Source organism: Marinobacter sp., from assembly GCF_052091845.1.
In the GTDB taxonomy this organism is placed as follows: Bacteria; Pseudomonadota; Gammaproteobacteria; order Pseudomonadales; family Oleiphilaceae; genus Marinobacter.
Map to the genome: position 1 here is coordinate 1 of NZ_JBQDCO010000068.1, position 13860 is coordinate 13860.

13 protein-coding genes are annotated in these 13860 nt (G+C 53.8%); 10 read left to right on the forward strand and 3 right to left on the reverse strand.

The annotated features are described in order from the left end of the window. Nucleotides 1–332: 332 nt before the first annotated feature. The 5 genes from ACTHYN_RS15335 (at nucleotide 333) to ACTHYN_RS15355 (ending at nucleotide 5489) form a co-directional block, all read left to right on the forward strand. On the forward strand, nucleotides 333–590 hold the full coding sequence (locus tag ACTHYN_RS15335) for a hypothetical protein (RefSeq protein WP_441813289.1): 258 nt from the start codon (nucleotides 333–335) through the stop codon (nucleotides 588–590). Nucleotides 591–601: 11 nt separating this feature from the next. Then, a complete protein-coding gene (locus tag ACTHYN_RS15340; RefSeq protein ID WP_441813290.1) occupies nucleotides 602–817 on the forward strand; it encodes a hypothetical protein in 216 nt (71 codons plus the stop codon). 395 nt (nucleotides 818–1212) lie between these two features. Further along, on the forward strand, nucleotides 1213–2880 hold the full coding sequence (locus tag ACTHYN_RS15345) for an N-6 DNA methylase (RefSeq protein ID WP_441813301.1): 1668 nt from the start codon (nucleotides 1213–1215) through the stop codon (nucleotides 2878–2880). Nucleotides 2881–2911: 31 nt separating this feature from the next. After that, nucleotides 2912–4309, forward strand: coding sequence for a restriction endonuclease subunit S (locus ACTHYN_RS15350; RefSeq protein WP_441813291.1), 1398 nt, complete (start codon nucleotides 2912–2914; stop codon nucleotides 4307–4309). Next, nucleotides 4302–5489 (forward strand): DUF4268 domain-containing protein, encoded by a 1188-nt coding sequence (locus tag ACTHYN_RS15355; RefSeq protein ID WP_441813292.1) that lies wholly within the window; start codon nucleotides 4302–4304, stop codon nucleotides 5487–5489. The genes ACTHYN_RS15350 and ACTHYN_RS15355 overlap by 8 nt, the downstream gene beginning before the upstream one ends. Before the next feature lie 139 nt (nucleotides 5490–5628). Here ACTHYN_RS15355 and ACTHYN_RS15360 read toward each other — a convergent pair whose 3' ends face one another. Then, nucleotides 5629–6195, reverse strand: coding sequence for a PIN domain-containing protein (locus ACTHYN_RS15360; RefSeq protein ID WP_441813293.1), 567 nt, complete (start codon nucleotides 6193–6195; stop codon nucleotides 5629–5631). A 6-nt stretch (nucleotides 6196–6201) separates the two neighbouring features. After that, entirely contained in the window at nucleotides 6202–6654 is a 453-nt protein-coding gene (locus ACTHYN_RS15365) for a helix-turn-helix domain-containing protein (protein ID WP_441813294.1), read from the reverse strand. Nucleotides 6655–6875: 221 nt separating this feature from the next. On the opposite strand from ACTHYN_RS15365, the gene ACTHYN_RS15370 reads away from it, so the two are divergent. From ACTHYN_RS15370 to ACTHYN_RS15390, 5 genes are all read left to right on the forward strand, one after another. Further along, the gene (locus ACTHYN_RS15370) at nucleotides 6876–10052 is read left to right on the forward strand and encodes a type I restriction endonuclease subunit R (RefSeq protein WP_441813295.1); all 3177 of its coding nucleotides are present in this window, start codon (nucleotides 6876–6878) and stop codon (nucleotides 10050–10052) included. Nucleotides 10053–10201: 149 nt separating this feature from the next. After that, nucleotides 10202–10420 (forward strand): antitoxin Xre/MbcA/ParS toxin-binding domain-containing protein, encoded by a 219-nt coding sequence (locus ACTHYN_RS15375; protein ID WP_441813296.1) that lies wholly within the window; start codon nucleotides 10202–10204, stop codon nucleotides 10418–10420. 357 nt (nucleotides 10421–10777) lie between these two features. Next, entirely contained in the window at nucleotides 10778–11662 is an 885-nt protein-coding gene (locus tag ACTHYN_RS15380) for an aldo/keto reductase (protein ID WP_441813297.1), read from the forward strand. A 174-nt stretch (nucleotides 11663–11836) separates the two neighbouring features. Next, nucleotides 11837–13060, forward strand: coding sequence for a serine/threonine transporter SstT (gene sstT / locus ACTHYN_RS15385; RefSeq protein ID WP_441813298.1), 1224 nt, complete (start codon nucleotides 11837–11839; stop codon nucleotides 13058–13060). Between the two features lie 34 nt (nucleotides 13061–13094). Further along, entirely contained in the window at nucleotides 13095–13616 is a 522-nt protein-coding gene (locus tag ACTHYN_RS15390) for a shikimate kinase (protein ID WP_441813299.1), read from the forward strand. A 26-nt stretch (nucleotides 13617–13642) separates the two neighbouring features. Here the strand turns inward: ACTHYN_RS15390 and ACTHYN_RS15395 are convergent. Then, the coding region (locus tag ACTHYN_RS15395; RefSeq protein ID WP_441813300.1) for an aromatic amino acid transport family protein at nucleotides 13643–13860 on the reverse strand (218 nt) is incomplete at its 5' end.

The following is a 13860-nucleotide window of genomic DNA, read 5'->3' on the forward strand; positions in this document are numbered from 1 at the left end:
GAGCAGAGGATTGAAAATCCTCGTGTCGGTGGTTCGATTCCGCCTCCGGGCACCACTCTTTCCCTCCAATCAATAACTTAGGAGGGATTTAAGAGTTGTCCCATCATTAGTCCCCACATCCTAGAATTGCTTGAAAAAACTCCAATCTACTGAATTGTGATCTTGGCTTTCCAAATCTCTGTATTACAAAAAATCCCCATAACACCCTATTTTTCCATTCTCATTTAATCACAAAGCCCCCTTCTGGCCAATTGCTTGCTGCGCCAACGACTTCATGTACGCTGAATTCAGACCGGTCTTAACAAACCTCTTAATTCAGAAGGAAGTCCAACATGCACAACCATTACAGTCACATCCGCAACCTGCTTCAGGATGCCCTCATCATTGCCTGGCTGCTCGACCACTTCAAAAGCGCAACCGTAACGCTGGAGCTGGAGTGCCATGACGGCACCACAGCCACTATTACTGAAACCTTGGCGGAGCTGATCGCAAATACGCTGGAGACAAGCTCCCAACTGATACAAACGCCGCAAAAATCAAAATCGCTGGCGGACAGTCTTGGCGACATCAAACAACACCACTGGTTTTAAGGAGCCCGAGCATGAAATTCATGAAACAGGCCCAACAACTGGCCGCAGAGCTTTCCAGACAATTTGGCAGCGACGAAATCATCTTCAGCGCCCAAATGCGCCAAGGCGACGACTGGATTACGCTTGAGCTGTACCGCAACGAGGAAGACCCTCACCGGCTGCATGCTGTGATGGACTTCGACACTGGCGGGAACATTCTGCTGCAAACCGAAAAGTCACCTCACTAGTTTCTGCCGCCGTCCATCCCCGACGATGCTACTTCCTCGGGGATGGGTTTTACTCTTCTTATGACAACAGTTAGGCCTAACTGTCGTCGAAAACAGACGTTGCAACCGGATACCTATCGTCGAGACTCAACGCACTCGTTGAGCGGAGATCAAGCTTCCCGAGTTTCATTGGGCGGGGCATCAATTGCCGCCGATCGCCTCTTCCTCTAAGCTCCCTAATCATTATTCTGAAAACTGCCTGTCGCAGCGACATTTATCATCGCGTTAGTGCGCTATCCTGAACAAAATCGTACGACCGAAACACCCGCGAGAGAATCCATGAACAACACGGAACAGCAATTCCTCAAAGCCTTGACGACAAACTCTGGAAAGCCGCCGACAAGCTTCGCGCCAATCTGGACGCCGCCAATTACAAGCATGTCGTGCTGGGCCTGATCTTCCTGAAATACGTTTCCGACGCCTTTGAGGAGCGTCAGGAAGAACTGCTGGAACTGTTCAAGGACGAAAGCAACGACATCTACTATCTCCCTCCCGGAGACTTCAACAGCGACGAGGACTACCAGCAAGCGCTCCAAGAAGAACTGGAAGTATTGGATTACTACCGCGAAGCCAACGTATTCTGGGTGCCCAAAGCCGCCCGTTGGAACACCCTGAAAGAAAAATCCGTGCTACCGGTTGGCACCCTGCTCTGGCAGGACGACGCCGGTAATGACGTAAAGCTGCGCTCCGTCTCCTGGCTGATCGACAACGCCCTGGAAGCGATCGAGACACACAACAAAAAGCTCAAAGGCATTCTCAACCGCATCAGCCAGTACCAGCTCGATAACGACAAGCTGCTGGGGTTGATCAACACCTTTTCGGACACCTCCTTCACCAAGCCCGTGCTGGACGGCGAGAAGCTGAACCTGCAAAGCAAAGACATCCTCGGCCATGTGTACGAGTACTTCCTGGGCCAGTTCGCTCTCGCCGAAGGCAAGCAGGGTGGCCAGTACTACACCCCCAAAAGCATCGTTACCCTGATTGTCGAAATGTTGCAGCCATACTCCGGCCGCGTGTACGACCCCGCCATGGGTTCTGGCGGTTTCTTTGTTTCCAGCGACAAGTTCATCGAAGAGCACGCCAGCGAGCAGCATTACGATGCCGCCGAGCAGAAAAAGCACATCTCCGTATACGGCCAGGAATCCAATCCCACCACCTGGAAACTGGCCGCCATGAACATGGCCATCCGGGGCATCGACTTCAACTTCGGCAAGAAAAACGCCGATACCTTTCTGGACGACCAGCACCCGGACCTGCGCGCCGACTTCGTAATGGCCAACCCGCCGTTCAACATCAAGGACTGGTGGAGCGAATCCCTGGCCGAAGACGCCCGCTGGCACTACGGCACACCGCCCAAAGGCAACGCTAACTTCGGTTGGATGCAACACATGCTGCATCACTTAGCACCAACAGGCAGCATGGCCCTGCTGCTAGCCAACGGCTCCATGAGCTCCAACACCAACAACGAAGGCGAAATCCGCAAGCGTCTGGTGGAAGAAGACCTGGTGGAATGCATGGTTGCCCTGCCCGGCCAGCTGTTTACCAACACTCAAATCCCGGCCTGCATCTGGTTCCTCACCAAAGACAAATCCGGAAACACTCCCCTCTCCCCTGGCGGGAGAGGGGCCGGGGGTGAGGGGGCAAGAGGTAAACGCGACCGCCGGAACGAACTGCTGTTCATTGATGCCCGCAATCTCGGCTTTATGCGTGACCGGGTATTACGGGACTTCACAAACGAAGACATCGCCAAAATCGCCGACACTTTTCACGCTTGGCAAAAAGACGAAGGCTATGAAGACATCGCCGGCTTCTGCAAATCCGCCAGCCTAGACGAGATCAAGAAACACGATTTTGTGCTGACGCCGGGGCGATACGTGGGCGCGCAGGAACAGGAAGACGATGGTGAGCCGTTTGCTGAGAAAATGGCGCGGCTGACGGGGCAATTGCGGGAACAGTTTGCGGAGAGTGACCGGCTGGAGGCTGAGATTAAGCGGAATCTTGGGGGGCTAGGGTATGAGCTTTAACGAGTCGTTCTCTCTTCCAAGGGGTTGGAAAATGCAAACTGTAGGCGAACTCGTCGAGGATGGCACTCTTGCGAGACCAATGGATGGCAATCACGGAGGAATTCACCCCAAAGCTTCCGACTATGTTGATCACGGCATTCCTTTTATCATGGCGTCAGATCTTGACGGAGGACGAGTGGACCTCGCTGGCTGTAAATTCATCTCCGAAGAACAAGCCAGAAGCCTGCGAAAAGGAGTGGCGAAAGCTGGCGATATATTGCTCTCACATAAGGCAACGATCGGCCGGACAGCACTTGTTCAAAGGTCAGAATACCCGTTTGTAATGCTGACTCCCCAAGTAACGTATTACCGAATAAATAAGACTGAAAAACTTGTACCAAATTACTTAAAGGCTTATTTCGATTCATATTTCTTTCAAACCATACTGGCTCAATGGGCCGGAGCCGGCTCAACAAGGGCATACCTTGGAATTACAGGACAACTAAAACTGCCGATTGTTGTTCCGCCTATTAAATTCCAGAATGTAGTAGCCTCTCAAGCTGAAGTTTTGAATAATAAAATCCAACTCAACCACCAAATCAACCAAACCCTCGAACAAATGGCTCAAGCCATCTTCAAAAGCTGGTTTGTCGATTTCGCCAAAATCGCCGCACTGGAAGCTGGCGGCAGCGAGGAAGACGCTCTGCTCGCCGCCATGCAGGCCATTTCCGGCACCTCTTTATGCAATGCTGACGCATCCGCCGCAGGCGCTCAAGCGGAACTAACCCGCCTCCAGGCCGAACAACCCGAGCAATACGCCGAACTCCGCGCTACCGCCGAGCGGTTTCCGTCGGCTATGCAGGATAGTGAATTGGGGAAGATTCCGAAGGGGTGGCGCCCTGTTCAAGTCGAACATTTCATAGAATTGTCGTACGGGAAGGCTCTTAAAAAGACTGTTCGGATTGATGGTCCTTACCCTGTGTACGGCTCTGGTGGGATTACTGGCAGCCACAACGAACCTTTAGTCTTCGGCCCAGGAATTATCGTTGGCAGAAAAGGTACTGTCGGTAGCATCTATTGGGAATCAAAAGATTTCTACCCAATCGATACGGCATACTACGTGTCACCTAAGAACGGCGGCTCACTTTCATTTTCGTACTATTTGCTACAAACCCTCGGCCTGAAAGAGATGAACACTGATGCTGCGGTACCAGGGCTCAACAGAAACAACGTTTATCGACTTGAGATCCCCTTTTATCCCGTGCCAATTATCGAAAGATTTACCCAGATTGTAGATTCGATTTCCAGAAAAATCTCAGCCTCCAACGCTGAAAGCGAGTTGCTAACTGAATTTCGCGATAGCCTTCTACCCAAGCTCCTCTTCGGCGAACTTTCTATAACGGACGCAGAATGCCAGCTAGCAGAAGCCGAAGAGGTAGAAAATGTTTAAAATCGACCGAACTTCCAACCGCATCAACCCCCTGGAAGCTAAGCGCTTCAGCGATCTCGGTTTCACCGAACGCAAGCATCTGCAGGAGTGGTTAGAGAACTACCCGCAAGCCCTAGCCCAAGGCGATGGGGAGGAACTGCTGATTATCCAGAAGGAGTTCGACGGTTTCGACGATACGCGCGAACGGCTGGATCTGCTTGCCATCGATAAAGACGGTAATCTGGTCATCATCGAGAACAAACTCGATGACAGCGGCCGGGATGTGGTGTGGCAGGCGCTCAAGTACGCTAGCTACTGCGCCAACCTGAAGAAACAGCAGGTGGTGGAGATTTTTCAACGCTACCTCACCCAGAAAGCCCAAACCGAAGGCGGCGAGCCTGCCGATGCAGAGAAGCTGCTACTGGAGTTTCTGCAGGCCGATGATCTGCCATCCGTGCAGCTCAACACACTGAAAAGCCAACGCCTGATTCTGGTGGCCGCAAATTATCGCAAGGAAGTCACCAACACCGTGCTCTGGCTCAGCCAGTTCGGCGTGAACTGCCAATGCTTCAAGGTGACACCCTGGCAAGCGGGCAACGAGCTATTCCTGAATGTGGAACAGATTATCCCCACCCCGGAAGCCTCGGACTTTATGATCGGCATGATGGCCAAGGAAGCTGAGGAAAAGAGCTCCAGCAATGAGCAGAAGAACCGGCACACACTTCGTCTGGCTTTCTGGGAGCAAGCACTGGAAGCCTTCAGCCATAGTAATTGCTCGTTGTTTAACAACATCAGTCCTGCCAAAGATCACTGGCTGAACGCCGGCTCCGGGATCAGCGGCATGGGCTACCAGCTCATCTTTGGCAAAAACGAAGTGCGTGTTGGCTTGAGTATGCAGAGTCGTCGTGCCGAGGCGAATCTTTTTGTCTTTGATCATTTGCTGAGCATGAAATCACAGATTGAAGCCGCTTTTGGTAACGAGTTGGTCTGGCTTCCTTTACCCGACAAGATTGCCTGCCGCATCCAGTTCGAGAACCCTGTCGACGGCTACAATAAGACCAACTGGCCAGAAATGATTCAATGGCTGGTTGAACACATGACTCGGTTGGAGAAGGCTCTGAGCGGGCCGTTAGACAAAGTTCGGCAGGAGCTCAGAACCACAAACTTCGATAAAGAGGGGGTCGTTGAGCACGACCAATAAGGCTGCAGCACACACATGAAAGGAGTTCAGTTGTTGCAAATTTTGCACATACTGCCCGAGCGGGAGATCGCGCGAACCTTCCGGCATTTCCGGATAGTTCAAATCAAGTGGTGCAGATGTTCCGTTTTGGAACTCATGGTTAAAGGAAATCCGCAAACTCCCGAAGCTTCGAAACCGTTTGAGGCAACTGCTGCTTTTGCAGCGTTGCCAAAAACGTATCAACGGTAAGCGGCGGGTTCTTAAGCGCTGAACGCTGCGCCTGAAAAGCGCGGAGACACAATGTGGGTGCCATGTCGATCTGGTAAAGAATAAAGTCATCCGGGTGAATCACTTCAATATCGTACTGGTTAAGCGCTGCTGCGGGAAAATCTTTCTGGTTGAAGGTAACAATGGCGTTAGCGTTACAACGGATGGCCGCTGCCAGCACGTGGCGATCATCCGGGTCCGGAAGTTCCAGCCCCTCTATAAGGGGCTCATACCCATATACTTTTGCATCGCGCACATGCCGGTCCATCAGCTCCCTCGCCCGAGACAAGCTTTCCGGCGAATGCTTTTTGGCTCTTAGCAGCGCATTAATCCATTCATCATGGATATGATCCGTCCAGTGCGCCTTAAACAGGTCCGTCAATGCCAGGCGCATCAGCGCATCTCGCAAGGGCGCGGGATACAAGACACAGGCATCGTAAACGACGGCAAACTTGCTCATTTCCTGTTAGTACCCCATTCCTTCGTTTTGAGAAAGTTCCGCCAATTCGTCCAGCGCTGAGTGCCGTTGGCGGTCTACCTGTTCCTTGTAGCTCAATACGTCTTGCAACTTTACTCGCCGGTGGGCACCCACCTTTCGAAACGGGATATCTCCTGCCTCCAGCAACTTCACGAGGAAGGGTCGGCTAACATTCAATAGGTTTGCCGCATCCTGTGTGCTGATTTCCTGATGATAGGGGATGAGACTGATCGCATTACCCTGCGACACTTCCGCCAGCACGTCCAACAGTATTTGCAGCACATGCCCCGGCAACACCAACTCGTCGGCCTCGCCGTTGCTGCCACGCAATGAGAGCTGTACCCGGTCCACATCCGTGTACTTCGACAAGGTGCGGCTGGAAACCTTGGCCTGTTCAACCTCTGCCGCCGTTGGCAAATGCACAATTTTTTGAGCAGACATAGCGTCCTCCTGATATGCAAATGGCAACTGTCTGGCCACCCATTATGCCGATCAAACGAAATAAACGAAACAGCCGAAATAGACGATTTTGCTATAAGTACGTTCAAGCTGTAGCCGTTTAGCGAGCTATCGTCCATAATTTGGCCTAGCTTATTGGAATTGCATGTATTTTCTTAAGCAGTCAATCTTTGGTGTATCCGATGGAAGTAAGGGAGTACGGGGTGACCGAAGATCAGTTGGAACAACAATGCCTGGAATGGTTCGCCGAAGGGGGCTGGGAAATTGGTCATGGCCCAGATATAGCGCCAGACGGTGAAGCTCCGGAGCGGGCCGACTACAGGCAAGTGTTGTTGCTGGCGGATCTTGAGGCAGCGATACAGCGCATTAACCCTCACCTGCCCCAGAACGCGGTTGACCAGGCCATAGCCGTTGCCCGAAAGCCTGAAAGTTTAGATGTGGTGATCAGCAACCGGGCCTTTCATCGCCTGCTGTTGGACGGTGTTCCGGTTGAGTACAAGCTGCCCAGAGCTTCTACTGAAGAGAGCGACAAGGTGGTTCACGATCAGGCCTTTCTGGTTGATTTCAGTGATCTTTCCGCCAACCGTTTCCGGGCCATCAACCAGTTCACCATTGAGGGCACGAAACAGCTGCGCCGGCCCGACATTGTATGTTTCATTAACGGCCTGCCCTTGGCAGTGCTGGAGCTTAAAAGCCCCAGCGCCGAGAACGTGGACATCTGGGATGCGTTCAACCAGATCCAGACATACAAAGACGAAGTGGCTGACCTGTTCGCGTATAACGAAGCCGCTATCATCAGTGACGGCTACTTCGCCCGCGTTGGCTCCCTCACCGCCAGCCAGGAGCGCTACATGCCCTGGCGCACCCTCAAGCATGAAGACGACAAGCCCCTGCTGGAATGGCAGTTGGAGACGATGGTACGGGGCTTCTTCGATCGAGAGCTGTTCCTGGATTACATCCGCTACTTTGTGATCTTCGAGACGGACTCCGACAAGCTGATCAAGAAGATCGCCGGTTACCATCAGTTCCATGCGGTGCGTGAGGCTGTTCGTGCAACTGTGATTGCCGCTCGGGATATGAGCGGCGATGGTATCAGCGAGAAGCGGGCTACCTACGGCGACGAGGTTCTGCCGGGCAGCAAGAAAGCAGGCGTGGTGTGGCACACACAGGGCTCTGGCAAGAGCATTTCCATGTGCTGTTATGCCGGCAAGTTGCTGCAACAGCCGGAAATGAACAACCCCACCCTGATTGTGGTGACTGACCGCAACGACCTGGACAACCAGCTCTTCGCCACTTTCAGCGCCGCCCGGGAGTTGTTGAAGCAGGAGCCGGTGCAAGCCGATGATCGTGACACTTTGCGCCGACTGCTATCGGAACGGGAATCCGGCGGGATTATCTTCACTACAGTGCAAAAGTTCGCCCTGCTGGACAGGGAATCAGGCCACCCTGTCCTAAACGACCGCCATAATATTGTGGTGATCTCAGACGAAGCCCATCGCAGCCAGTATGGCCTGAAAGCCACCCTGAAAAAAGACGGCAGCTATAAGTTCGGCTACGCCCGCCACATGCGAGACGCCGTGCCCAATGCCTCTTTCATTGGTTTTACCGGTACACCCATCGCCAATGAAGATAAGGACACCCGCGCCGTGTTCGGCGATTACGTGTCCATCTACGACATCCAGGATGCGGTAGACGATGGCGCAACCGTGCCCATCTTCTACGAATCTCGCCTGGCCAAGCTGGATATCAACCGGGAAGCCATCGAAGAGCTTTCTGAGCAGGTCGAGGAAGTGGTTGAAGACGACGAAGACGTTGGCAACCGCGAGAAAACCAAAGGCGAATGGAGCCGGCTGGAAAAACTGGTGGGCGCCGGCCCGCGCCTGGAACAGGTGGCGGAAGACTTGGTGAATCACTTCGAGATCCGCAACAGCACCACCGACGGCAAGGGCATGATTGTGGCGATGAGCCGCGAAATTGCTGCGCATCTGTATAACGAACTCGTCGCTCTGCGCCCCGAATGGCACGACGAAGACCCGGAGAAAGGCGTAATCAAGGTTGTCATGACCGGCTCCGCCGCAGACCGGGCCTTGCTGCAGCCGCACATCCACAACAAGAAAACCAAGAAGCGACTTGAGAAGCGCTTCAAAGACGTAAACGATCCGCTCAAGCTGGTGATCGTTCGGGATATGTGGCTGACCGGCTTCGATGCGCCCTGCTGTCACACCATGTACGTAGACAAGCCCATGAAGGGCCACAACCTGATGCAGGCCATTGCCCGGGTGAACCGCGTGTTCAAGGACAAGCCCGGCGGGCTGGTGGTGGATTACATCGGCATCGCCAACGAGCTCAAGCAGGCCCTGAAAACCTACACCGACGCCAAAGGCAAGGGCACGCCCACCCACAGCGCGGAAGAAGCCTACGCCATCCTGCTAGAGAAGCTGGACATCATCCACGGCATGTTCGCTCCCGGCACAAAAGGCGCGGGCTTCAGCTACAGTGGCTTTGAAATCGAACCCTATAAGCTGCTGGTACCCACCGCCAACTACATCCTCGGCCTGGAAGACGGCAAAAAGCGCTTCCTGGATACCGTGCTGGCCATGAACAAAGCGTTCTCCCTTTGCGCAACGCTGGACGAAGCGCAGTCGCTGCAAAAGGAAGTCGCGTTTTTGTCTCAAGTGAAAACGGCGATCACCAAGTTCACCAGCGTGGACAAGAAGCTGACAGAGGAAGACAAAAAGTCCGCTCTGAAGCAGATACTGGATAACGCGCTGATAGGCGGGGGCGTAACCGACGTGTTTGCGCTATGTGGCTTAGACAAACCCAACATCGGCCTGCTCTCTGAAGAGTTTTTGGAGGACGTTCGGCAGATGCCGTACAAGAACTTCGCCGTGGAGCTGCTGGAAAAGCTACTGAAGGATGACATCAAGGCCAAGACCCGCAATAATGTGGTGCAAGAGAAGAAGTACGCCGACCGCCTACAAGAGACGCTGCGCAAGTACAACAACCGGGGCATTGAAACGGCACAGGTAATCGAAGAGCTGATCGCCATGGCCAAGCAGTTTCAGGCCGAAATGGAACGGGACGCAGCTCTTGGCCTAAATCCGGACGAAATAGCCTTCTACGATGCCCTAGCCAGCAATGAAAGCGCGGTGCGCGAACTGGGCGATGAGATCTTGAAAAAAATTGCTGTCGAGATTACCAGCAAACTGCGTAAATCCACCACTGTGGACTGGCAGGTACGGGAAAGCGTGCGGGCCAAGCTGCGAATCCTGGTGCGTCGCACATTGCAGCGGTATAAATACCCGCCGGACAAAGCGCCGGCAGCGATTGCATTAATTATGGAACAAGCAGAAGCACTATCAAATCACTGGACTGGATGACGACAGAGAACCGACGGCCCGGTTCGCGCCCAATCGACTTGGTGGCGACGACGGCAAGCTCTGGTCAGATCAAAGCGTATCGGGAGCCATTGACGCCCTGATCGGCGTGAAAATTCCGCTGACACACTACGATTATTTGGAGCGACGAGATGGAGAGCCAACAAAAAACCGTTGATACACTCCGCGAAGATGTCGTCACCGCTGCAGTGGAGCTATTCGAAGGTGATCAAAGGGCTGCAAAGGCTTGGCTGAACCAGCCCCTTCGCGCGATTGGTAATGAGGTGCCAGCGCTGTACATGAACTCTCCGGAAAAAATTCAGGAAATACGCGATATTATCGGCCGGCTGGGGCATGGCGTTTGGACATAGATTGGTCACCTGTTGTGGAACGACCGTATTTTTTAGAATAACGACTGAACTCCGAAGCCGGTCAGATTACTCCATGATGTACCGACAGTGCACCTCCAATGTACCCACAGTGTAGTGGTTCAATGATTCCGGGCACCACTATTTAACGATTTAGCCCGCCTCGATGCGGGCTTTTTCGTTTCTGCTCTCTCCCCAATGGGGCACCAAGCAACAAAATCACCTAACAGCCCCTCAAATCAATAAGTTGACCGAACGGGATATCTGTACCTTACGCAAGACTTTTCGCACGAGCCATTCTACCCTTAAGATGAAGTAAAAAGGCCTACTAGAACTGTTTCCAGAATAAGGAAGATCCCGATGACCACAACGCCGCAAGTCACACTCAAGGCCACGCCAACACAACCCGAACTGGCCCTGCCCGCCATAGGCCAGGGAACCTGGTACATGGGAGAGGGTCTGGCACCGAAAGATCAGGACGTCAGGGCGCTCCAACAGGGGCTCGACTCGGGCCTTGCGCTTATCGACACTGCGGAAATGTACGGCAACGGGGCCGCGGAAGAAGTCGTTGGTGAGGCACTGCGTGGGCGACGGGACGATGCCTTTGTGGTTTCCAAGGTTTATCCCTGGAATGCTGGCTGTAAAGATACCATCAAGGCCTGCGAAAATAGTTTGAAGCGCTTGGGCACCGACTGCCTGGATCTTTATTTGCTGCACTGGCCAGGCACAATCCCCCTGGAAAAAACCTTCGAAGCTTTTCAGCGACTGCAGGAGCAAGGCAAGATTAAACGCTTCGGTGTCTCCAATTTCGACGTGGATGATATGAAGGAAGCCTACCAAACCGATGGCGGCTCAGAGTGTGCAGTGAACCAAGTGCTCTATCACCTGGGGTCCCGTGGCATCGAGCATTCCCTGCACCCTTGGCAGCGGGAGCAAAACATACCGGTCATGGCCTACTGCCCCATTGCTCAGGGCGGCAGCTTGCGCCGGGAACTGATGACCGACGCCACCGTAATGGACATAGCCAGAGAGTTGAACGCCACTCCGGCCCAGGTGCTGCTGGCTTGGGCCATCCGCCCGGTGAACGATCAGCGAGACGTCATCGCCATTCCCAAAGCCGCCAATCTGGAGCATGTAGAGCAGAACGCTGCCGCCCTGTCCCTTCAGTTAAGCGGCGATGCGCTTGCACGACTAGATAAGGCCTTCCCCGCACCCGGGCACAAGATCTCTCTCGATATCATGTAGGCGAATATACCACTGCAAAGACCCGGCTCACTTCTTAATGGGCCGGGCCTTAGCGGGCTGAATCGTTTTCCCGAACCGGCAAGTCGTTTACACTGCCCCACCTTGCTTGCTCGACGACCTTTCCAATCGCCGACCGAATCACTGTTTGTAGTTAAAACCACCTCCGAGGTTTTCATGTTTTCTGGATTGAGCTCTGTTTTTCATCCTCTTATGCGGCTAAGCCTTGTTTCTCAAATTGCCATCGGCATAGCTGCCGGCGTGTTATTAGTGTTCATATCGCCAGAGGCCGCAGGCTCTGTGGCGCTTCTTGGCCAGCTATTTGTCTCAGCATTGAAAGCTGTGGCACCTGTGCTGGTTTTTGTGCTGGTAGCTGCGGCTATTGCAGGGCACACAAAGGGGCAGCCCACCCATATTCGGGGTGTGCTAATGCTTTATATAATCGGCACGCTTGCGGCCGCACTGGTTGCCGTAGTCGCCAGTTTCCTGATACCTACAGAATTAACCCTGGACCTGTCGGAGGTCAGTGGAAACCCACCTTCAGGCGTTGTGGAAATCCTGAAAAACCTGGTGCTCAGCGCTGTAGCCAATCCTGTCACCGCGCTGATGGAAGCGAATTTTATTGCCATACTGGTATGGGCGGTTGGCCTTGGCTTTATGTTGCGCAATGCCAGCGACTCGACACGCCAAGGGCTTAACGATCTTTCGGAAGCAGTGTCCGGAATCGTACGCGGTGTCATCAACCTTGCGCCTTTAGGCATTTTCGGGCTTGTTGCCAACACACTGGCAGAGTCGGGTCTTGGCGCTCTGCTTGAGTATGGCCAACTGCTTGGCGTTATTGTGGGCTGTATGCTGTTTGTGGCGTTGGTAACAAACCCATTGCTGGTGTTCTGGCAGACTCGCAGCAACCCTTATCCATTGGTATTTGAATGCCTGCGCGGCAGCGCGATCACCGCCTTTTTTACGCGCAGCTCAGCGGCTAACATCCCTGTTAACCTCGCCCTGTGTGAGCGCATGAAGCTGGATACCGACACCTATTCGATCTCTATTCCGCTGGGCGCAACCATCAATATGGCCGGTGCGGCGATTACCATCTCGGTGATTACTCTGGCTACGGCGCACACCCTGGGCATACCTGTTGATTTCCCCACTGCATTGATTCTGTGCGTGGTCTCGGCCTTGGCCGCATGCGGCGTTTCCGGCGTTGCCGGAGGCTCATTGCTTCTGATTCCCATGGCCACCAGTTTGTTCGGCGTGCCCGTTGAAATCGCCATGCAGGTGGTTGCCATTGGTTTTGTAATCAGCGTGGTGCAAGATTCCACCGAAACAGCTCTCAACTCTTCCACCGATGTGCTGTTCACGGCTGCGGCCTGTCGGCGGGCGGAAGCCAAACAGGAATGAGTGTTAAAAGGTTTTGCGAACGGAGGGACACAAAATGCTAGCTCAGTCCCGCAACCTTGTTTTTGTCGGCATGCCAGGCAGCGGCAAAAGTACGGTGGGCGTGCTGATTGCCAAGAGACTCGGGCTGGGCTTTCTCGACACAGACTTACTGATACAGCAGGAAACCGGCCGCACGCTCCAGCACATAGTTGATCAGGATGGCTATGTGGCACTGCGCGAGACCGAGGAAAAGGTGCTGTTGAATGTGAACGTGCAACAGCATGTTATCAGCACCGGTGGAAGCGCGGTTTACAGCGACGCAGCCATGAGGCACCTCAAAACCGGGGGCACTGTTGTATTCCTTGATATCTCTTTGGACACAGTGTGCTCGCGGATTGGCGACTACAGCCTCAGGGGTATTTCAAAGAGGCCGGATCAATCGCTTCTTGAACTTTACGAGGAGCGATCCGCCCTGTATTCCTGCTATGCCGACCTGACAGTTCAGGGCGACGGTCTCAGCCAGGAACAGGTTTGTGATGCTTTGATAGACGGCCTGCACAGAATTGGATACGAGTGAGGGTGAAGGTCACCCCTGCCAACTAATTACCCCAACTCAGCCTCAGGCAACCACCCTGCCATTCCCATAAAGTGGAACAGCACGGTCAACACACCAAAAACAAGCACCAGTACGATGGCAGCGTTTCCACCTGGGGCCATAAAACCCGACCTGCCACCTTCCAGCATTCTGGATTTCCGCGCTAACAAGGCCGGAATGATGCATGCCCAGACTGCCGCCGCAGCGCCGGCGTAGCCGATGGCCA